The 23,078-nt window shown below is 34.5% G+C and carries 29 protein-coding genes; 24 read left to right on the top strand and 5 right to left on the bottom strand.

Annotated elements, in window-relative coordinates:
* Positions 1-51: 51 nt before the first annotated feature.
* Positions 52-261 carry a hypothetical protein gene (locus MKS83_RS19935; protein ID WP_002978336.1) on the bottom strand — a complete coding sequence of 70 codons (210 nt, stop codon included), beginning with the start codon at positions 259-261 and terminating at the stop codon, positions 52-54.
* Positions 262-872: 611 nt separating this feature from the next.
* Between MKS83_RS19935 and MKS83_RS19930 the strand changes: the two genes are divergently transcribed.
* From MKS83_RS19930 to MKS83_RS19895, 8 genes are all read left to right on the top strand, one after another.
* Entirely contained in the window at positions 873-2,546 is a 1,674-nt protein-coding gene (locus tag MKS83_RS19930; protein WP_052769178.1) for a helix-turn-helix domain-containing protein, read from the top strand.
* A 531-nt stretch (positions 2,547-3,077) separates the two neighbouring features.
* Positions 3,078-3,926, top strand: a complete 849-nt coding sequence (locus tag MKS83_RS19925; protein WP_047096359.1) for an RteC domain-containing protein — start codon at positions 3,078-3,080, stop codon at positions 3,924-3,926.
* Positions 3,927-4,147: 221 nt separating this feature from the next.
* The gene (locus MKS83_RS19920; RefSeq protein WP_240581030.1) at positions 4,148-4,414 is read left to right on the top strand and encodes a helix-turn-helix domain-containing protein; all 267 of its coding nucleotides are present in this window, start codon (positions 4,148-4,150) and stop codon (positions 4,412-4,414) included.
* Positions 4,415-4,438: 24 nt separating this feature from the next.
* Positions 4,439-5,002 (top strand): hypothetical protein, encoded by a 564-nt coding sequence (locus tag MKS83_RS19915; protein WP_240581029.1) that lies wholly within the window; start codon positions 4,439-4,441, stop codon positions 5,000-5,002.
* On the top strand, positions 4,999-5,250 hold the full coding sequence (locus tag MKS83_RS19910) for a DUF3853 family protein (protein WP_002978160.1): 252 nt from the start codon (positions 4,999-5,001) through the stop codon (positions 5,248-5,250). Before MKS83_RS19915 ends, MKS83_RS19910 begins: the two co-directional genes overlap by 4 nt.
* Positions 5,251-5,458: 208 nt before the next feature.
* Entirely contained in the window at positions 5,459-5,941 is a 483-nt protein-coding gene (locus tag MKS83_RS19905) for a hypothetical protein (RefSeq protein WP_240581028.1), read from the top strand.
* Positions 5,942-5,963: 22 nt separating this feature from the next.
* Complete coding sequence (locus tag MKS83_RS19900; protein WP_240581027.1) at positions 5,964-7,088, top strand: hypothetical protein; 1,125 nt, start codon at positions 5,964-5,966, stop codon at positions 7,086-7,088.
* A gap of 439 nt (positions 7,089-7,527) precedes the next feature.
* Positions 7,528-8,388 (top strand): toprim domain-containing protein, encoded by an 861-nt coding sequence (locus tag MKS83_RS19895; RefSeq protein WP_240581026.1) that lies wholly within the window; start codon positions 7,528-7,530, stop codon positions 8,386-8,388.
* 108 nt (positions 8,389-8,496) lie between these two features.
* Here the strand turns inward: MKS83_RS19895 and MKS83_RS19890 are convergent, their stop codons facing one another.
* Positions 8,497-8,673 carry a histone H1 gene (locus MKS83_RS19890; RefSeq protein ID WP_240581025.1) on the bottom strand — a complete coding sequence of 59 codons (177 nt, stop codon included), beginning with the start codon at positions 8,671-8,673 and terminating at the stop codon, positions 8,497-8,499.
* A gap of 153 nt (positions 8,674-8,826) precedes the next feature.
* Here MKS83_RS19890 and MKS83_RS19885 point away from each other — a divergent pair, with 153 nt between their 5' ends.
* From MKS83_RS19885 to MKS83_RS19840, 10 genes are all read left to right on the top strand, one after another.
* Positions 8,827-9,993, top strand: a complete 1,167-nt coding sequence (locus MKS83_RS19885; protein WP_240581024.1) for an NUMOD4 domain-containing protein — start codon at positions 8,827-8,829, stop codon at positions 9,991-9,993.
* 558 nt (positions 9,994-10,551) lie between these two features.
* On the top strand, positions 10,552-10,950 hold the full coding sequence (locus MKS83_RS19880; protein ID WP_240581023.1) for a single-stranded DNA-binding protein: 399 nt from the start codon (positions 10,552-10,554) through the stop codon (positions 10,948-10,950).
* Positions 10,951-10,964: 14 nt separating this feature from the next.
* Positions 10,965-11,174: an addiction module toxin RelE gene (locus MKS83_RS19875; protein WP_240581022.1), complete on the top strand. Its 210-nt coding sequence runs from the start codon at positions 10,965-10,967 to the stop codon at positions 11,172-11,174.
* Between the two features lie 10 nt (positions 11,175-11,184).
* Positions 11,185-11,622 carry a hypothetical protein gene (locus MKS83_RS19870; protein ID WP_240581021.1) on the top strand — a complete coding sequence of 146 codons (438 nt, stop codon included), beginning with the start codon at positions 11,185-11,187 and terminating at the stop codon, positions 11,620-11,622.
* 128 nt (positions 11,623-11,750) lie between these two features.
* The gene (locus MKS83_RS19865; protein ID WP_240581020.1) at positions 11,751-12,155 is read left to right on the top strand and encodes a hypothetical protein; all 405 of its coding nucleotides are present in this window, start codon (positions 11,751-11,753) and stop codon (positions 12,153-12,155) included.
* A gap of 19 nt (positions 12,156-12,174) precedes the next feature.
* Positions 12,175-12,726: a PRTRC system protein E gene (locus MKS83_RS19860; RefSeq protein WP_240581019.1), complete on the top strand. Its 552-nt coding sequence runs from the start codon at positions 12,175-12,177 to the stop codon at positions 12,724-12,726.
* A gap of 3 nt (positions 12,727-12,729) precedes the next feature.
* Entirely contained in the window at positions 12,730-12,948 is a 219-nt protein-coding gene (locus tag MKS83_RS19855) for a PRTRC system protein C (RefSeq protein WP_240581018.1), read from the top strand.
* 50 nt (positions 12,949-12,998) lie between these two features.
* A complete protein-coding gene (locus tag MKS83_RS19850; protein WP_240581017.1) occupies positions 12,999-14,174 on the top strand; it encodes a hypothetical protein in 1,176 nt (391 codons plus the stop codon).
* Between the two features lie 18 nt (positions 14,175-14,192).
* Positions 14,193-14,933 (top strand): prokaryotic E2 ligase family D protein, encoded by a 741-nt coding sequence (locus MKS83_RS19845; protein ID WP_240581016.1) that lies wholly within the window; start codon positions 14,193-14,195, stop codon positions 14,931-14,933.
* 2 nt (positions 14,934-14,935) lie between these two features.
* Entirely contained in the window at positions 14,936-15,742 is an 807-nt protein-coding gene (locus MKS83_RS19840) for a PRTRC system ThiF family protein (protein ID WP_240583207.1), read from the top strand.
* Positions 15,743-15,889: 147 nt separating this feature from the next.
* Here the strand turns inward: MKS83_RS19840 and MKS83_RS19835 are convergent, their stop codons facing one another.
* Positions 15,890-16,504: a hypothetical protein gene (locus tag MKS83_RS19835; RefSeq protein WP_240581015.1), complete on the bottom strand. Its 615-nt coding sequence runs from the start codon at positions 16,502-16,504 to the stop codon at positions 15,890-15,892.
* A 381-nt stretch (positions 16,505-16,885) separates the two neighbouring features.
* Here MKS83_RS19835 and MKS83_RS19830 point away from each other — a divergent pair, with 381 nt between their 5' ends.
* Positions 16,886-17,245 (top strand): DUF6876 family protein, encoded by a 360-nt coding sequence (locus MKS83_RS19830; protein WP_240581014.1) that lies wholly within the window; start codon positions 16,886-16,888, stop codon positions 17,243-17,245.
* A 63-nt stretch (positions 17,246-17,308) separates the two neighbouring features.
* Complete coding sequence (locus MKS83_RS19825) at positions 17,309-17,731, top strand: hypothetical protein (RefSeq protein ID WP_240581013.1); 423 nt, start codon at positions 17,309-17,311, stop codon at positions 17,729-17,731.
* A gap of 145 nt (positions 17,732-17,876) precedes the next feature.
* On the opposite strand, the gene MKS83_RS19820 is transcribed toward MKS83_RS19825, so the two are convergent.
* The gene (locus MKS83_RS19820; RefSeq protein ID WP_240581012.1) at positions 17,877-18,776 is read right to left on the bottom strand and encodes a hypothetical protein; all 900 of its coding nucleotides are present in this window, start codon (positions 18,774-18,776) and stop codon (positions 17,877-17,879) included.
* A gap of 400 nt (positions 18,777-19,176) precedes the next feature.
* On the opposite strand from MKS83_RS19820, the gene MKS83_RS19815 reads away from it, so the two are divergent.
* From MKS83_RS19815 to MKS83_RS19805, 3 genes are all read left to right on the top strand, one after another.
* Positions 19,177-19,632, top strand: coding sequence for an Hsp20/alpha crystallin family protein (locus MKS83_RS19815; protein WP_240581011.1), 456 nt, complete (start codon positions 19,177-19,179; stop codon positions 19,630-19,632).
* A gap of 135 nt (positions 19,633-19,767) precedes the next feature.
* Entirely contained in the window at positions 19,768-20,589 is an 822-nt protein-coding gene (locus MKS83_RS19810) for a hypothetical protein (protein ID WP_240581010.1), read from the top strand.
* Positions 20,590-20,598: 9 nt separating this feature from the next.
* Entirely contained in the window at positions 20,599-20,811 is a 213-nt protein-coding gene (locus tag MKS83_RS19805; protein WP_240581009.1) for a hypothetical protein, read from the top strand.
* Between the two features lie 84 nt (positions 20,812-20,895).
* Here the strand turns inward: MKS83_RS19805 and MKS83_RS19800 are convergent, their stop codons facing one another.
* Positions 20,896-22,179 carry a chloride channel protein gene (locus MKS83_RS19800; protein ID WP_240581008.1) on the bottom strand — a complete coding sequence of 428 codons (1,284 nt, stop codon included), beginning with the start codon at positions 22,177-22,179 and terminating at the stop codon, positions 20,896-20,898.
* A gap of 223 nt (positions 22,180-22,402) precedes the next feature.
* On the opposite strand from MKS83_RS19800, the gene MKS83_RS19795 reads away from it, so the two are divergent.
* The gene (locus MKS83_RS19795; protein ID WP_240581007.1) at positions 22,403-23,077 is read left to right on the top strand and encodes a DUF6904 family protein; all 675 of its coding nucleotides are present in this window, start codon (positions 22,403-22,405) and stop codon (positions 23,075-23,077) included.
* Position 23,078 lies beyond the last annotated feature (1 nt).

Below are 23,078 nucleotides of genomic sequence, written 5' to 3'. Positions count from 1 at the left end.
TATACGATGTAACAAAATCCTGAAGTGGTTTTAGTTTCCTATTATAAAAGACTATTGTTGTGGACTCATTCTCCAATTGTCGCGATCTTTTGGCGGGTCTTTTTCCTTAAATTCGCGCGCCGTCAAACTGTCACCCTTCTTCAGTAAAGAATTTTGTTCAAATGCAGCTTCATTGTTTTCTGTTAATGTTTCATTTTCCCGACAAGAATTTAATGCTAATAAGGTAGCTCCTGTCAAAATAATTGTTAAAAGTTGTTTCATGATCTAGGATTAAATAGTGAATAATCCCGGCCGGTTTTTTTTTAGAATTCTGCCAACGAATTTAGAGAAGCACGCATCATCGAGAAAGCGAGCATGGACCCAATTTATAAATTGTACCGGGTACAATTTATAAATCGTACCCCCCCTTATCATTTTACAAAATACTAAAAATCAACAATTTACAACGCTTTTAAACATTATTTTAGCCTGCACTTAATTTTCACTTGTAAATTATATTTCTCTCAAAAAGAGAACATGAACAACGAGAACTCTCGTGGGCAATAATCTCAAAAATTGAAAGGAAAAAATTAGAAGATTTAACGATTTAGCATTAAATGCAGGACGAGAAAATGTCAATATTAGATGACGCAAATAGTCAGATAGCGGATATTATCTTTTTTATTGTAAAAAATACATTTTTACAGTCGATATTCTTGCAATTAAGCAAACACTTGTTTAAATTTATACTCAAATTATAAGAAACTATTAATTAACCTTGAACTCAGTAAAAAGTTGGGATGAAACTGGTAAATGAATTCTAATGCATTTATTAAAACATTTCAATTACATATCTAATTTCTTATATTAGAATTCTAAACATCGTAGATAATTTGAAAAAAATTTTATTTTTATTAACTTTTACCTGTAAAATATTATGTGGTCAGGATTTTTCTGATTACAGGATTCAGTACGATAATTATGAAGAAAATGACGTGCGAGCATTTACCTTTATAAACCAATACATAAAAAAAGCAAAGGAAGAGAAAAACTATACCGAATTAGCACAGGCTTACAAAGATGCTACAAGCTTTTCGCCTGACAAGAAATTACAATATGCTGACAGTATGATCTGGGCTGCTAGTAGAACAAGAAGCAAGGATTTAATTGGAAGCTCCTATCTAACTAAGGGTACTATTTACTATTTTAATTTAAAAAAATTCAAATTTGCTCTGAACGAATATCTAAAAGCTTGGAACTACTTAGAACATACTAACGACGAGTATCTTTATTATAAAAATCTATATCACATTGGCGTTGTTAAAAGTTACCTCGGCCACTATGAAGAAGCAGTAAAAGTATTTGAAAAATGCCGGGCACATTATGGTGCAGAAAAAGCAATCGCTAATCTTCCCAATCTATCTTATAACAATAAGAAAGGTTTTTTAAACAGCCTTCAACAAAATGCTTCATGCCTTGTAGAGCTGAACCGTTTGGAAGAAGCTCGTTTATTAATTAACGAGGGCTTAAAAAAGACTGCTGGCGACATAGATTTTTACATTGAAAGAAGTTACTTTTATAAGTTACAGGGAATCATTGACTTTAAAAACAAAAACTACAATAGAGCAATTTCAAACTTTAATAATGCCCTCGCAGGTGTAGAAAAGAAAAATGATTTCACTAACATTTCCGCTGTCTATTTCTATAAAGGAAAAAGTCTTCTGCATAAAAACAAACTCAATGAAGCTATACAATATTTTAAAAAAGTTGATTCCATCTTTAAAAAACATGAGTTCATCTTACCTGAAGTAAGAGAAAGTTATGAGATATTGATCAATTTTTCTAAAAATACAAATAATGATAAAAAGGAGCTCTACTATACTAAACAGTTACTTAAAGTAGACCACATTCTTTCGACTGACTTCAAATATCTGTCTGAAAAAATCCATAAAGAATACGATACTAAAGATCTGCTGCAAGCAAAAAGAAGATTGGAAATTTCTAGTACCAACGGATATAGTATAGCATTTGTATTATTTTTCTTCCTGCTCGTTCTTTTCCTTATATTGTTTTTCAGATGGCAAAATGAAAAAAGAATCCAAGAAAAATATAACGAACTGTTGGCAAAAATGAAATCCGATGCTGAGCAAAAGCCAGCTGAAAAAGTAGATTTTAAGTTAAAAAACTCAAAACTAAATGAAGAAAAAGCCAATGAACTTTTATCTAAGCTAACAGCGCTTGAACGAGAGAATTTCTTTCTTGAAAAAAGTATGACACTTAATAAACTTTCAATAAAATTAAAAACAAATACAACCTATCTATCTGAAATTATAAATGACTACAAAGGTTGCAATTTTAACACCTATTTAAATCAGCTTAGAATAAGCTATATAACGCAAAAATTGTATGAAGATAAATTATGGCGTAAATATTCTACTAATGCGTTAAGTGCTGAAGCAGGATTCACCAACAAATCAAAATTTTCAAAGGCCTTCTACAACAGAAACGGGCTATCACCAATTGAATTCATAAGAAAAAGAAATAAGGAATTAGGTGATGGTGTGTAAATACTTTCATTTTTATTTCCTACACCTGCTTTCGACTCCAGCTCTGAGCTTTTATCCACTTCTAATTAATACCCATTGCACGTATTTACCGCAGTAAGCTGGCATTATTTCTCCTTTCGATATATAGATCACGGTACTAATGGTTCCATCAACCTCCCATTCACCACTTACAGTACATTTTTTACCTGTTGCTAAAGAAACTTTCAAATTTTAGTTATTGTTTTTTAATTCGACTAACACGATATCGAGAATCGGGATCACGAATTTAGAGAAGCAATGCTTTTCTTAATAATGCCAGGTGGTACGATTTATAAATTGTACCGGGTACAATTTATAAATCATCCATTACACCACCCAACACAACATACTGATTATCATCATCTTTTAAAACAAAGATCATCTTAAGTAAATATTCAATTAACTAATACCTACATCTATAATGGAAGTTGCTAAATAGCCGTAAAAGGCCATCTAAAAAGTTCAATTGGTCACTATTAGTCCGAATTTTACGTGTTAATAAAAAATATGCATATGAATCGACAAGTTTTTAGAAAAAGAATTGATCAATTATGGAACAGTTTAATGACGTCAATAGACCAGATTAACAGAAGTGACTTAGATATTATCTTTCGAGCTGAGGAAATTCTTATGGAGACGGATAAATCTATTACAAGTTTGAAAACATTGTTACAACAATACTCTTTTTCAGACTGGAGCGACGAAATCTATTTCTTTAAAAATACCAAACCACAGTTTGTAGCAATCTACATTTATTACTCTAAAGTTCTATCAATAGAAGCCTCAAAACCATATGCCGATCCGCAGGCATTAAGGTCATATTACGAAAGTGAACGAGCTGCTTTATTATATTTTTATAATGAGCAAAAAGAATTTATCAGCTATTATCGAAGAAGATCAACGTTTCTTGATAAAAAGTATTTCGTACGTTTCAAATTTGACTTTAAATTAAAACTCAGTCCAGAATTATATAATTACGATAAGGAGTTCTGCACATCACACGACCATATCGTTGCACAAATTATTGCAAATGACCTCTTAGATCAATATCTAATGGACAAGGTGAGTACAAAAGATAAAAACGACAGATCACCCATAAGTCAAGTCAGGAAACTAGAATGGACAGCTCCTAAAGTTGCCTTGATTGAATTGCTATATGCGCTTTATCAAACGAAGTGTTTTAACGGCGGTCAGTCAGATCTTGCGGAAATCTTTAGGTGGGCAGAGAGTTCATTGAACATTAACTTAGGTAATTACCATAAGACTTTAAGTGAAATTCGGTTACGAAAAGGGGAAAGAACTAAATTTATATCTTTACTAGACAAGAATTTGAAACATTTTCTTAATGATCTGGATATTTAATGGTGAAAAATCTTTAAAATTTTCCTCATACTGTGAAAAATAGCATAACAAAAGCTTAAAGCAGATCAATTATTAAGCCTATAGAGCTATTTCCGATTTTCCCTTATAACAAAAGCCTGTCCTACAACTGGCTACAAAGAAATCTTTCGGTAGTAACGAAAAACTACCGAAAGATTTCTTTTCTGATTTGCAAATTTTGTCAAGTGATTAAAATTTGAACTATGGAAATATCTATTGTAACCAAAGAAGACCTTAAGCAGTTAAAAAAAGAACTGTTGGACGAGATTAAACACCTGCTGGAAAATAGCACGCCAATACAAAAACAATGGCTTCGCAGCTCTGAGGTAAGAAAATTACTGAATATATCGTCCGGTACCTTACAAACTCTACGGATTAATGGTACTTTAACATATAGCAAGATCGGGGGCTCTCTGTTTTACAGCTACAAAGACATTCAAAAACTACTCGAACAGGTTACCAGCCATTAATATCCATTAATAATTAGCAGCAAAATGAAACAAGCTAAAAAAATCTTCCGGTTGTTTGACAATGTAGTATCTGATGCACAAATGCTTCCTTCTCACATCAGTATGTACGTTTCACTTATTCAGTTATGGTCTGTTCACAACTTTAAAAATCCCTTTCGAATTCATCGCGAAGAAGTAATGAAGTTAAGCAGAATAAAATCACTCGCAACTTACCACAGATGTATAAAGCAATTAGATTCTGTCAGACTGATCAATTATTTGCCAAGCTATGATCCGTATAAAGGAAGCCTTATTGAAATTATTGAGGACAGAGAAGAGGCATCCCTGCAGATAAATAAATCTTCAGAAAAGCAATTTCATTTCGCCATACCTGAATTATTTATGGTTGAATTATATTTTCAGGAAAGGGATTTTTCTTCATCAGAAGCAAATGAATTTTATTCATACTACCAACTACGGCAATGGAAATTGTCAAATAATAAGCCTATGACCAGTTGGCAGGCCGCGGCTAGAAACTGGATTCAAAACACTAACAATGAAAAGAAAAAAACCAAAAACTATCTTAACTCAAATTCTCACCATCAATGAAAAACATAGATCCTCAAACACCGCTGTGGAAGCTCACTGTTGAAGAATATCTGGAAATCATAAAAAATTTCTGTTCTGAAACTACATATGAATACGGACTGAAGGGATTGGCAAAGATCCTTGGATGTTCAATTTCAAAAGCTTCTGAAATAAAGTCTTCCGGAATATTGGATGAAGCCATAATACAAAGGGGTAATATTATCATTATCGATAAGAAAAAAGCAATAGAACTCTTCGGTGGAAAGTAACGTGTACTATCTGGAACTTATACAAAAGTTTTGGTCTTTTAACCAAAAAGCACGGCTTAATACTACGGCTGTTGCAATGTATCTATATCTTTTGAAATTGGCAAACGATAACGGAGGATACGAGTTTAGCATCACGGACTCGACGGTTGCAGACGCATTGTCCCTTACCCGCAAAACGGTCAAGCCGACTAAGGAAAAGCTGCGGGCTTTGGGGCTTCTACAATTTGAAAATAAAAGAGGACATCCCTGTTCTTACAGATTATTGCTGGATTATGCCATACCTGTGTCAGAAAGTGTGATTATTGAAAACACCACTAGCAACAGTAAACCCATTGAGGCGATGGTTGATCATAATGTGATTAGGTTATCAGATAACGACATCGGTGACATTGCCGCACAAAACATCGAAGAGCCGTTGGTATATTTCAGTTCCGCAAGTTATCCTTCCTGGGAGGAATTTCTTCAATATGCGCGAACACTCGAAGCTTACAATGCTATCCTGGATTCCGAGATCAGGAATAAATACTGTTCGTGGGTAGAAAACGATTGGAAAAATGCAGCTGGCAGGCCAATTACCAACTGGCGCTCTTCTCTGAAAAGCACTTTACCGTTTATGAAGACACAAGTGGCTAATACTACTCCTCTATCTATGGAGTCTATTTCTAAAATTAAACGTCCAAAAACATCATAAAAAACGATTCTGAAAGACTATTATGGCAATTCCGGAAAAAGACCTAAAGCTTATACGTAAAAAATTCGAGGAAAAGCCCGAGAAAAATCCAGAAAGGATACGCCTTGGAAATCATTTCGTAGACGATTTTATCTTTGAAGATCAGGAAGCAGCAGATATTCCGATCAACGCCCTACGGGTGATCTTTAATATTATTTCGATTATCAGCAATGAGCAGTTTCGACCTGAAGACAGACCCAAACAGCTTTCCCTTTTTGACGAAGAATTCGAAACCGATCATAATATTTTTGCAGCAATGAAAATCAGGAACAGTAAAATTTCCCCCAGTGGTTCAACAAAACAGGTTATTGATGCCTATGAATTTTTGGCAAAATTCAAAATGGGCTGGTACCGATCAGTAAATTCTAATGGAAGGGAGATTAAAACCTTTGGCGGGTTAATCTCTTCACCCAGTTACGATACAAGAGGATATACTTCATTTTTAATAAGCAGTTATTGGCTGAAAAAGCTGATAGTAATTCCCGAATACAATTATGTGCTTTATAACTTGGTCTATAACATCCGGAACAATAAGCATATTATCTTTGCAATTTGGCTTTCTAAAATCAACGATAATGGAACGGTTTTAAAACTGTCGACCTTCAATAACAAATTCGGATTAAACTATAAGAATGCTAACGATTTTTGCTTTAAATTTTTGAAACCTGCCAGAGAAAACCTTAACAGGTATAATAATCTGTCATTCAACTATCATTATAAAGGCGATTCTATTTTCATCCAGCCTTTCTATATCAAAGGGACCATTGACATATCGTCAGATTCTGTAAAGGGATCAGAACTGATCAGTACGGTAGGTTATCAAAATAAAAAAATCACAAGAAGACTTCATTATTTCAAAAAAAGGTATGGCTTAAAACAAGAAGAGATGCTGCGTTTTTCTTACCAGTACAGAACAATTTCTCAAACCCGTGAGCTGATAGAAAAAGCTTTTGCGACATTTATCAAAAAAAACAGATTGAACGGAATAAGTTCTACTCAGTTCCAGGGAACTGACTTTCTAAGAAAGATTCAGGAAATTATCATTGAATTGTATCGTGAAACAAAAATGGGAGAACTTCTGCCGAATGGCTATCCTGTAATTTTATGAATTCGGAATTGCACTCATTCCATTTTCGGAATTGCACTCATCCCCTTTTCGGATTTGTACTCGCTGAAGTTAAAGAATTATTAAAACGGCGTTCTTTTCTCCGGAGATTTCGGAATTGCACTCATCCCCTATTTTACAAAAATTAAAAAATTGTGGATAAATATTAGATTTGTGGATATAGTACAAAAAAGATGAAAATGAAAAAATACAATTCGGATTTGTACTCATTTGAAAAAAGCTCAGATTTCGGAATTGCACTCATCTCTCTTTCGGAATTGCACTCATTCTCCTTTCGGAATTGTACTCATCCGGAAAACCACTGCAATTGCTTACAGTAGCTAAATACAAGAAATTATTAAAAGTAAACTAAAAAGTAATTAAAAGTCTTTTTTTTATTTAAAAGGAAATTGAGGAAAATAATTGCTCTAAAAGAAAAAAAATGAACTGCGAAGAAATCAAACAAAAGATCGACATTCGAACGGTTTTAGAAATGTTCGGCCGCTTTCCAGTAAAAGAAAATAAAAGGTCTGCATTTTATTTTGCACTGGACCGCGAAGAAAAAACACCCAGCCTTTCTGTTGATTTCATCAAGAATAAGGCATTTGACTTTGGTACCGGAAAAAGTTATGATGTGATTTCCATTGTTCAGCAAATTAAAAAATGTTCTGTATCAGAAGCCTTGAAATATCTTTCCAGCTCTGATTTTTCTTACCTCAATTCGATTCATCAGGAAAAAAAAGGAGAGATCCAGTTAAAGGACAATTATAAAATCTTAGAGATTAAAGAAATTATTCACCCTGCCTTAATCCGCTATTTGAAATCAAGAAAGGTTCTTGAACAAAAACATATGGTTCACGAAATTCATTACGAACGTCAGGGTAAAACATATTTCGGAATAGGATTTCTAAACGATTCGGGTGATTTTGAATTCCGCAATGCCTATTCTAAAATTTGTTTGGGAAGTAAAGACGTTTCCTGGATTAAAGTCCGAAATAATTCAAAAAATGAAGTCGCCGTATTTGAAGGCTTTTTCGATTATCTAACCTTTCGGAATCTTAGTAATGAAGATCATCCTGATTGTGATTGTTTGATTTTAAATTCTACAGCAATGCTTTTTAAAGCTAAAGAAAAGTTGAAAGACTACGATAAAATCATTCTGTTTCTTGATAATGATGCTAACGGAAAATCCGTAAGATCAATCATTGAAAAGGAATACAAAAATGTGGAAGATAGCTCTTTAATGTATGCAGATTATAAAGATTTAAACCAATGGTTTTGCGTACAAAAACAAGTACCTTAACATTATATTTTGATTGTCATTACGGTTTCCCGTATTTACATTACTTCATTTTAAATGATCAATTACTGTAATAAAAAAACCTGCTTTAGGCAGGTTCTCTTTGGTCTACTATTTCTTTGATTCTTCAACAGAAACTTTTCTGAAATCCTTGAACAGCTTACTCAGTTCCAAAGCAGATTTTCTGGCTCTGGTTCCAGCTGCTTTGTTTCCTTTTTCAGATTGTTGTTCAGCTTCTTTGCTAAAAGCCTCAAATTCAGCATTGATTTTTTCAATAAGTTCTTTCATAAAAGGTCGTATTTTTTTTTACGGCTGCAAATATAATTGTTTATTAGCTTTTGTGAAGTCCCTTTCCGTGTTATATCAAAAATGGCTGATATTTCTCAATGTTTTTTATCTTTATGACAACCATACTAAAATATCGATTCTTATTTAACTGCTATGAAACTACCTGCTGAACTAGAAGACGAATATGTAAAAGAAGTGATTTACAATCGTTCTTTATCAGACCTGCCTGGTGAAGATTGGAAAGAGGTGGATGGCTTTGCTAATTATGCTATTTCAAACTATGGCAGGTTGAAGAGTTTAGAGAGATGGACTTACTTACCTCATAAGACAAAAGGTAAAAAAGAACGGGAAATGATTATGAAGCTTATATTTGTAAAGCAGTCTAACAGGTATCTTCATAAAGATTTTTATCAGGTGCACTGCACTTTGTCTTCCGATGGAAAAAAATACCGTAAGTCAGTTGCACGGCTGGTCTACTACCATTTTGTTGAGAAATTTAACTATGAAGACCGCAATATCATTATAGGATTTAAAGATGATAATAATCTGCATCTGCATTCTGCCAATCTGGAAAAAATATCATCAAGCGAGAGACGTTACAGGACATTTAACGCTAACAGGACGAGAAATCGAAAAGTGATCTATTCGCAGCCTGTCTCACAGTATGATGTTAATGGTAATTTCATCACTGATTTTGAAGATATGTACAGTGCTGAAAAAGCAGTTGGTGTTGGCCGTGAAAGTATAATGGATGCAGTTAATGGTATCTTTCTGACCGCAGGTGGATTCCGGTGGTTTATAAGCAGCCGTTCCATTACAGAAAAAGACTTTGAAGTTAAACCAAAGTCAAAAACCAATCATAAGCTCCTTAACGAAACCGTATGGAAAAATCTGGGACAACCCCTAATTGATAAGAATAATCCGCCACCCTGTATGAATTTGTCGCCTGAAGATCTTCCCGGAGAAAAATGGAAGACCATACCTGGCTTTCGAAATCGGTTTGTTATTTCTAATAAAGGGCGGGTAAAGCGATTAAGCGGCTGGACGACAGAGGGAAGAAAAGTATTTCTGAGTGAACAGGTGCTTTCCCTTTACGTTGATTTCAAAAAAGGAAAACCTTACGCATTGCGTTGTATTCTAAGGCACAACCGGAAAAATTACAATAAATCTATTACCAAATTATTATTCTGTTGTTTCATCAGTCCATTTGATATTGACGATAATAAATTTGCTGTTATCAATACAAATGTACCTTTCTGGAACTTCGATTTGTCAAAACTTAATTTAGTTTATCAAGGTTCCTTTCCAAATAAAAGATAGAATCTATCGACTTGTTATATCTCGATAAATTTAAAAACATTTCAGAATGCCGTTGTTTTGAATGGTCTTCTTTTAGTTTTCATTGATAAGAGCGTCCTTGAACTGATTTCAACTGAAGTCAGGCTTTTTACTATTGCAAATGTAGGACAGCATCATTCACTCAAAAAAATCTTTTTGGGTTTCTAGAAAAATTCTTTCCTCTTCGTTCCAACAATTCTCCCAGACACTCCTTAAATCCTTCGGACAAAAAGATTTCAAGCTCGGTTCGAAAACAGTTTGTTTTAGATGAAACGAACCGGGTTTTGTATGCCTGATACTTTCCTATGATCATCGGCAAAGAAAAAGCCGCAACCTCAGTTGTACGAATCAATTCAAACAAAGACGCTCTTTGACATCAACGAAAAAAAAGAAAAACAGCAAAAAATAATGCTTTTCCAAATTGGGAAAAGTAAATAAAAGAAAAAAGCCCAGTGTCCTCGATACCCAATCAATTCACTTGGCATTTTAAACATTAATAAAATTACAAACAAAAAAAATTAACATTTAAAACGAAACATTATGAACACAATCGTAGGTAGACTAACAAAAAACGCAGAAATCAACATCTTAAAAAATGACAAGCAGGTTGTCAACTTTCCTGTAGCAATCAACGACCGCTACAAAACGAAAGACGGCGAAATCAAGGAACAGACCACTTTTTATAATTGTTCCTATTGGATTAACCCCAAGATTGCTGAATATCTAACTAAAGGTACTCTAGTCGAACTTGTTGGAAGACCCAGTTCGAGTGCTTGGGTGAACAAAGACGGAGAAATCAAATCGGGATTGAACTTTCATACCTCAAGAATTAAACTTCACGGAGGAGGAAAAAAAGATAATACAAAAGAACAGCCGAGTTCCGAAACACCAAAAGGTAATCCTTTTACCGAAGAGGAAACAGACGACTTACCATTTTAAAATGTAATTCAGCTATGGATGCGCAATTTAATTTTCAGGTGAAGCAGACAAAGGATAACAAGGATTGGGACGATATAACAGTCTATTATCAGACTTACTGCGACAGGTCAACAGCTATAAGATACGCAAGAAAACTATCCAAGATTTTTAAGTCCGAAATCCGATTGACACAAGGTACAGACCCTTTTAAAACGAGTGGTACATACATTAACGAAAATAATTAACAATAAAAAAATGAAAATATCTCTTAAACCAACAGAATTCTTATTAATCGGTGCATTTCACAATGGTGATTTGTGTGACTTCGCAATTATTCATACCACTGAGGAATGGAAAGCCACAGCAAAAAAAAGAATGCAGGCTGCAAAATGCTTTATAGATGATGATACTTTTAAATGGCTGAACTATGATGACGAAAGTATAGAATTTTTCAGCTATTCTGATAAAATACCCGAAATTAAGGAATGGCTGACGGACAAGAATATGGTTTTCGTGGAAACCGATTTGGAAGAAATCAAAAGCCTGCCCCAAAACGATGTCAGAATCTCCTGCAAACAAATGCAGGTATTTAGTAATGGCGATGCAGTTTACAGTTGTTTTGAGAGCTATGCGGATGATGAATTCTGGACACATCAATTTTCATTAGAAGAACTTACTCAATCACTTTTATAACACGAACAGCAATTTGAACATTCATTATTTCTTCCGTATTGCCCAATTCGGGTGATGCGGAGTTAATGGATGTTTTATCTAAAAATCGAAAATAAATGAAAATATCTCAAATACCAACAAAACATATAATGGTCAAAGCAATGACCAACAGCGAGTGGGATTCTTGCGACTTTGCAATTCTTACGATTACACAGGAATGGAATAAAGAACAGCAGGAGCGGATAGAGCGCATTAAACCATTTTCAGATGATTTCTCCCTTCTTTCTATGATATATTCAGAGCAATCCATCACTTTTTATAAAGATGATAACGAGTTTTGCCCCGATTCAGCCGAATTACTTGATGGAATGGATTGGTCATATATAGAAATTGACGAGGAAACGATTGAAAAATTATCCGTACCTGAAAATAGGCTCATTTCGCATGCAGTCCAATTTGTGAAGAACGGTTATGGCTATTATCAGGTGTATGGCAAACATACCGGCGAAGAATTTTGGACTTCCGAAATACCACTTTTTGAACTCGTAAAATAAATCACTAAACAAAATAGATATGCAGACTAATTTTTTTAGACAGTTAGCCAAATTAAATCTGGTGGGCGATTTAAAGTTAATTTTCCGACAAGTAGAAGGTAGTGGTTTTGTACTGACCGTACTGCTCAACAACGAACGATGTGGTGACAAAGCGAAAAATCTAATTCTGCCTTTCAACCTGAACGGTACGGCAGAAGAACTTGACAACGGTTTTTTTGAAAAAATCGCAACACCATTACAGACCGCCTCAGGTTTAATGGTCAATATGGAAGCCTTTATGAAAAGCCTTGAAGAAGCCCAAAAGAAATCAGCAATGGAAAAGGAGAAGGCAGATAAGGATAAAAAAGAAAAGGAAGCTAAAGAAAAAAAATACAAAGATGCTTTTCAGAAAGCAGAAGAATTGGAAAAAGAAGGCAAATATAAAGAAGCGTGGTCGGCTCTTCCAAAAGTTTCTGCCTATCCCGAATTCGCCGAAATAATAAACAAAAAACAGGATGAATACGCAAGTCATTTTGCACCAAGTCTTTTTAGTGCAAACACCAATGAGAATGTCCAATCTTCAAATCCATAATGTATGTTACTAGCAACACTATTAGAAAGAATCTTCATATTGAAAGATAATGGGCTGGAAGTTAAATTGACCGACCCAAACCCGAAATGGAGTGTAGAAGCGGTTATGAATTTCTATGCCAATACCTACCCTATCTTAACAACTTCCAAAGTGTCCGAACCGTATATAAAAGGTGATAAAATCCAGTACCGTTTTGAAAGTGTAATGGGTACTAAGGGCTAATTCAACAAGCCCCTCGAAAGAGGGATTTTCTAAAAATAATTTATAAGAAGATGAATAATGCAACAAAAAGTGATATCGGGAACAATTCAACTGCCCGAAGAAAAAAAACAAAAGCAACTGCACCGACAGCTAAAGGATTACACAGAATGGATGAATCAGCCAAAGGACAGTTCGGAGGTTCGCAAGGACAGGCGAAAATCCGTTCCAATCTCGCAACTTCCGATGCTTTTCTGAAAGTCTGCTTTAAGCCCAGACTAAATGTGAACGAATCATTAGTAAAACAGAGCAAACGTAAGGCTGCCAAGACAGAAAGGGATTTTTATAAGTCCCTTTCTCAATTAGCAGAACATTATGGTATTGAGCCAATGCCTATACAAGATTTTAATTACCCCTACAATATTAGCCTCTCCCTATGGGACATTGAAAAGCAATTAAGAAACAAGACCGAAAACTGTGACGATATTCGCCTGATTCAGAAAGGAGATAAAACCTATTTTGTCCTTAGGGAACGATGCAACACAGGAGCAAGTTTATTTTATATTCCTGTTGTACCGCTTTATCTGATGCTAAAAGATAAGACACGAAGAAAAACAGCCTGTCTGCTTTTATCGGTTTGCACTTATTTATATAGGATTGCGGATGTTCCCTATTATAGAATGGAAGGCTCTTACCTAGATTGGCATTATGAAATTCTCGGAGAATGGATAGCTATGGACGAGGAAATAGATGAAAGCCACACCTATAAAAAAGAATTGCAAAGAGCTGAAATTGTAGGTGATAAAATGGGGCAGAAAATAGCAAACATCAATAACCTTCTCTTTTTTGAGCAACGCCTTAAAGCTTTCAGACCAAAGAACAATTTTGATAAAGAATGCTTTGAATTGGCAGATAGAACTTTTAAACTTTATTGCGAATACCCAAACGAAAGTTTGTATAGAAATGCCCACTACAACAATGCATTCAAATCAGAAGAGGATGATGATGACTATTACTATGAACAAACAGCGATTACGATGGATAAATATATCTCGTTTTTTGCCGAAAGCAATGGATTGATATATGAAACCCTTATCGAAAGCGTAAATAACGACTTCAATGAATATGCAGACACACAGGAACCGACAATTTATAAAACTTTTGACGGGAGCAGCATAACAAACAAAAATCTCGATTTTGAAAATCGGTTTTTTAAGATTTTAAACAGATTGTGCACATTGCTTAATTAATATTTAAACAAAACAATAATGAAAGATACATTGAATACCGCCGAAGAAACAGACATCACCGATAGTTTCGGGACATTGTACCATCCTAAATCGGCTTTGGTCTTTTATGAGACAGAGGGAAATAACGCTCAAAGTTACGTTGAAAACTTTGATATTGATAGCAATGGCAATATGATTAATGCCCATCCACTAACAATAAGGGAAGCACAGCGATTGTCTGCAACACTCGACATCCAAACCAAGAAAAATAAAGATTTTTTGAAATCAAATGGTATTATCTCCACAAATGTTCTCTTTATTGATGCATCTGAGAATGGAAAAGTTATTTGGTACACCAAATCACAGAAACGGCAATTGTACTTTACAGAAAGGCTATCTATTCCGAATGGGCAGGCACATACACCTCCTCTACTATGGTGCGCCAATAAACGTGGAATAAGAATATTTGCGCTCGCTACTAATAAACGTCCTACAGCGGAAACTCAGCTTTTGTATGCGCCCTTTCTTAATGTTTATGAAAGTGGAAATGTCTGTATGGGAAGTGTGGACATCAATATTAAAAATTCTGCATCACTCGAAGAATTTATAAAAGAATGGGAGAATTATTTTTTTAATTCCTATTTCAGCCATTTGGTCAACAATCACAATCCGATAAAAGGCAATTGTGTGAATCTGTGGAAAAATCAAATTCTAAACAAAGAAGCTTTTCCAATAGATGTTTTACTTAACTCAAATCTAACTTTAAAAAATCTTCTCTGATGATACATACTGAAAAGCTAAAAGTTCACTTTACTGATGATAGCTTTATCCACCCAACGAATCCTATTTCAATAAACCTTATCGGAGCAGGAGGAACAGGTTCGAAGGTTTTGACCGCCTTGATGGAAATGAACCATTCTTTGATCGCATTAGGACACGCAGGTTTGCACGTAAGACTTTGGGATGATGATATTGTGACCGAAGCCAATCAGGGCAGGCAACGTTTCGCCGAATGCGAGGTCGGTCTGCCGAAGGCGGTTGTATTGATTAATCGGGCAAATAGGTGGATGGGAACGAATTGGAAAGCCGAAGTCAGGAAGTTTGAAAGGGATTCATCAGGAAAGGTCTGTAAAAATATGCAGTCAGCCATATATTTGTCCTGTGTCGATAATGTCAAATCGCGCTTTGAAATTGCGGATATTATCGACGAGGTGGTAGTCGGTAGATGGTTAAGCAGAAACCAACCTAAATATTGGGTTGATTTTGGGAATAACAAACATTCAGGGCAGGTCTTGCTTTCAACTGTGGGGGAAATTCGGCAACCCAAGTCAGAAAAATACGAAACGGTTGCAAGTCTTCCTTATATAACAGAAGAGTTCGGAGAATTACTCTTACAATCCGAAACAGATGATGATACACCAAGTTGCAGTTTAGCCGAAGCATTGGAAAAACAGGACTTATATATCAATTCAACCCTTGCACAAATGGGCTGTTCTCTCTTGTTTAGCCTATTTCGTGACGGTCTTACTGAAAACAGGGGATTTTTCCTTAATCTCAAAAATTTTCATTCCCAACCTATAAAATGCTAACAGTCGCCCGATGAAAATCGGGCGGCAAAAATGCAATTCCTCCCTTCGGTCGGAAACGCATTTTTGCAGTTTAAGCGGATGCAATCCCATTTCTAAAACAAATCCTTGCTTTCTTTCCTGTTGTTTTGAAAAAAGATTGCGCAGTTATTAGGATGATGATTTACTGTTTTGTAAATCATCAATCTTTTGCATCAATTCCTTATAATGAATTTTCGAATGACAGTCTGCACAAACTGAAATTAAATCTTCCAGCTTTTCATTAAATATGTTCTCATAAGTTAAATGATGCGCGTGAAATGCAGGTTTACATTTACATTGAGTGCAAATATATCCGTCTCTTTTGAAAACCAGTTCTCTTTTCGCCTTCCATTCCGGGGATTCAAGATATTTATGATATTGTCCCCTTGGAGAACTCAAATAATTGGAATACGATACACTTTCATATATAAGTTTTTTTTCTAAATCTATCCTTACTTTCCGTTCTTCAAAACATTCCAAATCAAATTCTCCCCTAATGTCAATGTCCGGAGTGTATTTAACCGGAAAATTTCTTTTAGTTCCTCCACAGTTTTTACATTGTTCGTACAATCTAAAATTTGGGAAAAATTTAGCATCATTAACGACAATTTTATTGGGGTTTCTACAACAATCATCAGATAGTTTTATTTCTTCACATCCACAATTCCCGCATTTATAAATATCGTGGTATTCAGTTTCGTAATACTTTTCTACTTCTTCACTTTTACATCTCTTACAAATCATTTTGTTTTTTTTTAAAGGGGAAACAAACATTGAATGCAGTTTATCTGACCGTCGGTTCGTTTTCAGTATGCAAAAGTACAAATCCAGTTTCTGCACAGAAAAATCTTTTTGGGTTTCTAAAAAAATTCTCTGCACTACGCTTCGATAACTTTCCCAGATACTCCTGAATCCTATGGACAAAAAGATTTCGGAGCCTTCATTCCAATGCTTCCATTCCGGTTTTGTCTGAAACGGAATTTCTATCGTCAGAAAGCAATGAAAAACGACAAGCTGGTCAGATTAAAAGCATAGCGTTCATTGACATTCCCGAAAAATTAAAAATCAAAATTGAAAACCAGCAGTTGTCGAAAATGAATTATTAACAATTTAAAATTTCACATTATGAAAAAACCTGACATTTCAGCAAATGAGTTTTATAACCATTTTATAGGTACAGAAAACTATTACAGGTATCCTTTTGGGTTACTACTAACCGACGGTGTAAAAGCTGTCGCAGACGAAGAAAAATGCTATTGGTTCCTTGACGCCATCGCATCTTATCAGTTTGAAGAAAAATTTAAAAACCAGGAATTGCAGGTTTGGAAAATTGAAAGAATTGAAAATACCAAATTTAAACTTTCTGCAACCAACGGAAACAATAAGGTCTTAGTTAGTCAAGATATTGAGTTTTCAGATTTCTTCTTTAGCGAATTTACCATTTGGAAAGAAGGTGATGTGCTGCTTCTGCCAAGTGAGCATTAACCGTCAAACCTCACGATGTATAGGTCAATCGTGTTTTATAATCTTTAAATAACATATTAAATTATGGGAACATATTCAATTATCTATTTGAAAAAACCTGAAATGGCAAAAGAAGTTAATAATCTCCTGAAAGAAAAATATAACCTGACGTACGAATCATATAATGGAATTGAATACGGCATTTTCTTCACGCAGGAAATGTTTGATGAGGATTTGAGATTTATGAATGAAGATGAAGAAGGTAAACAAAACCTATCGCATTATCAACGCCCAATCTCCAAAGAAACCTACTATCTACTGTTATTTGGTATAGGCAATTGCTTTGGTGATATTGGAACATTTTGTGCTAAAATCTCCTGTATTGCCGAAGAAGAAATCAAGATAATTCAAGTGTTGCAGGAATTTTCAAAAACTCCTGAGTTTAAAAAGTATGTCGATATTAGAAAGTCAAAGAATCTTCGCCTATTATTGAATACCAAAATATAATTTAGGATTGTAAAGGAATTGGAAAATTATTTCCAATTCCTTTTTGTCTTTGACTATATTTTTCAAATTATTTTCCTGTTACCAGACAAAAATACGATTCCTCCCTTCGGTCGGAAGACAATATTTTAGAAAGTGAGTTTTGCAATTAATAACTCAAAAGTAATGATTGATCCGGCAAAATTTCAGGTGTATATTTAATTCCCGGATCATCTTTTTCAGCTGTTAAAAGGTTGTGCATTCCATCAAGAGCATTTTGTGATATTGTAAAACCTTCAATATCGTAATCCTTATCAACAATAGGCTTAAAGTATTTTGCAAAACTTTTCCCCGCTATCCCATAGCTTTCCATACTATAAACTACCTGCGTTTTTTTATTGTTGAGTTGAACTTCTGCTGCAATATTTCTTAAGTTAGCACTGTTTACCTCAACTCCATTCTTTAATTTCTTAAATAAATAATGGATGGAATATCCTATACCTACCAGCACCTCCTTGTTATTATAATTAACTTTTTTTGTCTCCAAGTAGTAAACATTTAGGTTTGTTTCTTTTTTACCTAATGTTAAATTTCCAAAGCCAGGGATCTTCATTCCAGCATTCTTATTACCGTCGAAAATTTTAATGATGGTTTTAAGGCTCGTTAAGTCATTTCTTGTTATGTTAATGTCGTCAGGTAATTTTAAATGAGTGTATTTGGGAGATAGCGATTCATTACTATTTTCATAAATCATTTGTCCCCCTTTCTTAGCTTCCATATCTTTTACAAAAGCACTCAAATTAAAATTATCCAATTGCTCCGTAGTGTACGAATTGTGGTCAGAAGGTTTTGCTGTCTTAATATCTTCCGAACTGCTACCGGCTTCCCCTTTAGCATAATCAACAGTTGCTGAAGCGGTACTATCTACCTGGGTAAAGACCGTGTCGGTTGCTCTACTTTCTGAAGTTGCCTCAGTCACTTCGCCTTTCTTACAATTAAATAGTACTAAAAATAATGTACACAGGGTAATAACCACTGCACCTCGGATAAGTAAATGTCTAGTTTTCATAGTAATAGGTTTTAGTTATAACTAAGGTAATAAAATATTTTATAATAGTATAAAAAAATGCATTTGTATATGAACCCTGTTTTTTGAAACGCTATACTTCTGAAATCGCTCTTTCAACATAATTAAAATTCACACTTCTATCGGAAACCTATTCTTGCGAAAGGAGCCACCCAATTTCAAAAACAAGTTCGCACGTTGCCGTGTTATCTTGAAAATGGTTGCATATACCTTCTAAAAATGTCAGATTTTCTTTTAAATAATTTGACAACTTTACTATGATTTGTGACATTTTTTCTTTGCAGATTGTGACATTTTTTCACTGGTAAGATTCTGGTATATCGTTTGAAAAATGATTGGTGTGTTCTTTAAATTTTATTGTTTAACCAAAAAAACGTTTGTTATGTCAATCGAAAAAAGAAACAATGGCAGTTTGCTCCCTGCAAATCCACGTACACTGTTCGATGACTTTTTCAGTCGCGAACTATTTAATTGGGGCAATAATAATTTTTCTTCCACACGGACGACTCTCCCATCAGTGAACATTATGGAGAATCCAGAAAATTTTATGGTGGAAGTCGCCGCACCGGGAATGGAAAAACAAGATTTCCAAATTAGCCTGGATGGTAATCTCCTTACTATTTCTTCTTCAAAAAAGGATCAGAAAGAAGAGAACAACAGCAATTATACTCGCAGAGAGTTTAGCTATCAATCTTTTAGCCGAAGTTTTGAGCTTCCCAAAGACGTAGTAGATGATGAACATATTGAAGCTAAATACGAAAGCGGTGTTCTAAAACTCACTATTCCAAAGAAAGAGGAAGCAAAAAAACAACCTCCTAAACTTATAGAAGTTCAATAATCACTTCAGTTTTTGCAGTTGGTTTTTTATAATGAAGCCAACTCATATAATTTTTGATTTTCAATTGAGAAATTTAATCTTTTAACATTAAGTAAAATTTTAATTATTGTCATTACTAAACTAAAATCAACGATTATGAAAAAATTAAGCTTATTCACTTTTTTTGCATTTTTATTTGCTGCGATCATTTATTCTTGTAACAGTGATAGTTTCAACAGTATAAGCGGGGATGATACAGCAAAAATCTCTAATGAGAATTCTAAAACTTTAGCCAGAACATCTGAAGAAACGGACGGCTTCTCATATATTAATTCCAAAGACCCGGCTTTCGATAATTTTTTAAGTTCACAAACCTATCAAAACCATAAAGACTATATTAATGGTCTTGGTCAGATGGATCTTAACTCCATATTATATAAGCAATATGAAGTTGATGGAAAAGTGTATGATTTCTTTGTGGTTTCGCTTTTGCGAAATGGTAAATTGGAAGGTAAGTTAGAAATTCTCGATCTTAAAGACACGCCGTTCCTTCCGAACAAAGATAAATATGCGCTGAATTATGCTGATTTATCATCCTATGATATGGATAGACAAACCGGCAGTATCAAACTTTACGATCTAAATTATGAAAACTTTATGCATACCAAAATGGATATTGATAAGGGGTACTATACTAATGTTGAAGGAGATGGGCTTTCTGATGAGCTGAGGGAAAAATATGCATACCTTGCAAATCCGGCTAAAAGTGCTAATTTAACTTCAAGACATTTATGTGACAGTAATGGCAATGGAAATATATCCTTTGGTGAATGCTATAGCTGTATTGTAAGAGCTATCAAGCAAAATTCTACATCTACAGCAATCTGTCATTCGTATGAAGCGATGGGGTTACCTTGGTGGGGATCTTGCGGCGCATCAGTAACCGTATCGTGTGCAATCATTTCGTCAATATCTTAAAATATATATATGATGCTTTTTGAAGATCCAACTTATTTAATTATTGCATTTGCAGTTTTTGCGGTATTAAACGTTGTTACAATCAGAGATATTCTTAAAAACAAAAATCTTTCAAAAAGACAAAGAAACAATTACATCTGGTTGCAGTTCGGTTTACCGATCATTGGTTCGATTATCTATTTTTTAGAAAAAAGTGATAAATCGCTTCACCTGAAAAAGTAGTTTCTGACCTTTAACTTACAATAAAGCTGCCTCTTAGAGGCAGCTTTATTATTATGCAGCATATTTTTCGATGAACACTCCATTTTATTTTATAACTTCCTTGTAAGTATATACATTGTATGGATATAGTTTCTTAGCCAGGATTTTGGCAACAATGCTGGTGATCAACAAAGGGATTAGCAAAAGATAACCTGATGGCACAATACTGGAAATAATGAATATCGCAGTAATAGGCGCATGAATAGCTGCGGAAAGCATCGCAGCGGCTCCGAACAATGCGAAGTTAATAACTATCAGGTGCGTACCTAAATAATGATTGCAAAACTGGGCAAAAAGAATTCCTAATAATGCGCCTGTTACGATGCTTGGAGCGAAAACGCCTCCGTCACCTCCTGCACCTAGTGTTAATGATGCCACTAAAGGCTTTACGAAAATAAGTAATATCAATGGAATGAAATGGCCTGGATTTACTGTGTTGTATAAGCTGTTTTCAAGAATTTTTCCAAGTCCGTGATAACTGTCCCCGTACAAAACCGGGAGAAAAAAGATAAATACTCCAACCGAGACAGCTCCCAGATTTACACGAATAAAATTATTACTGATCCCACCGAAAAATGTCTTCGCATAAATAACAATCTTCGTAAAATACAGTGCAAAAATACCTCCGATCAAACCCAGAATCACAGCAAACGGCATTGCCTGCCAACGCCACTCTTTTACTGCAAATGAAAATAAAGGATCGGAATCAAAATAATGAACAAAAACATAAGCAGCAAGCATAGAACTGATTCCACTAATCAGCAATGTTCTATTATATTTACGGGCAATAACTTCAAATGCAAATAAAAATCCGCCCAAGGCACTTCCAAATAATACTGTTACTCCGGCTATAATACCGGCACATATCAGTTCTGTCTTATATGCCCTTGCGGTATGAAAATGTTTGTAAGCCTGATTACCAAATGTTGCAGTAGCAACAACAGTAGATACTTCTACCCCCGTAGAACCTCCGAAAATTACCGTTAAAAATCCATTGATATAATGGGAAGGTATTTTGAAAAAAGGGAGATGATCCTTTCTCGTTTCAAGAGTCGTGTATATTTCCTTAATTCCTTTGTTTTTTCTATTCTGGAAAAAATATTTACGTAAAAAATAGATGGCTGTAATCCCTATACTAGGCAAAATGATAAATAATCTATTTTCCGTAGTCATGGTTTTTTCAAATAAATGTTCCTGCACATATCCTGTCAAATGTTTTAGGCTATAAGAAATCAGACAACAAAAAATGCTAACAATAATTGAAATCCCGCCTAATCTTACATAGCTTGCCCTTATGATTTTCTTTCTTTGGACTTTATTACCTTGCATAACTTCGTTTTTTTAGAGCGGAACAAAGGTAAGTCATATTTTATAGTTTACTATGCATCTATGAACTTTCGCAATTAGTAAAAATGTATAGAAAGATAATTTTTTAAAGATTAGAAACGATACAAAGTATGAAAGGCGAATCTTAAAAGAACTTGTATTCATAAAAAAAAATTATTTTTTTAACAAAATTCTAACTTACTTTTGCTTACACAAGAAAAGAATAATGATTTATACAATACCTACAAAAAAAGGGCTTGGAATCGAAATTTGCGGAACGCGTGATGATCTTGAATTTCTGTACGATATTGTTTCAAAATTTTGGAATAATCCAACTCTTTCGCAAGTTAAAGGATACGAAGACAAAAACAATCTGATTAGTAGTTTTTCGTACGAAATACGGAAAGCTTCGTATGGCAGCCGCTTAACCAGAAGTCATAGTCATTACACTTTTGAGCAAATTCCATATTGTGGTTTTCAAGTTTCCTGGGTCCATCTTTTGTTTTCTATTGCTGCATTAAAATACAATATGAAAATTACGGAAAGTAATAAAGCAGATATTGCCATGTTTCTTCATCTTGAATATTGGATTGAAAAGGCAATGAAAAGTTATGATACAGTTGGTGCTGCTAATCTTTTGCCATATCTGGATGACGCTATTAATGCCGGAAATGAATATCTCTATCTCTATATGAGACATATTAACTCTTCCTTTTTTGAACTGAAGGGAGGCAAAAATTCCTTTAGAAAATTGGACAAATTAATGCGGACTGCTGTCTATGCTACGGAAGAGTACAATGACTTGCTAAGTTTTCTTCAGTTTGAAGCAAAAAAACGTAACTGTAAAATTGAAGATCTCGAATTGAATGATGATGATAAGATATACGAAGTTCCATGGTAAG

It is taken from the genome of Chryseobacterium sp. Y16C (assembly GCF_022488405.1).
In the GTDB taxonomy this organism is placed as follows: Bacteria; Bacteroidota; Bacteroidia; order Flavobacteriales; family Weeksellaceae; genus Chryseobacterium; species Chryseobacterium geocarposphaerae.
Note: the sequence above shows the minus strand (reverse complement) of the source record. Positions and strands in the feature narration are given on the sequence as shown.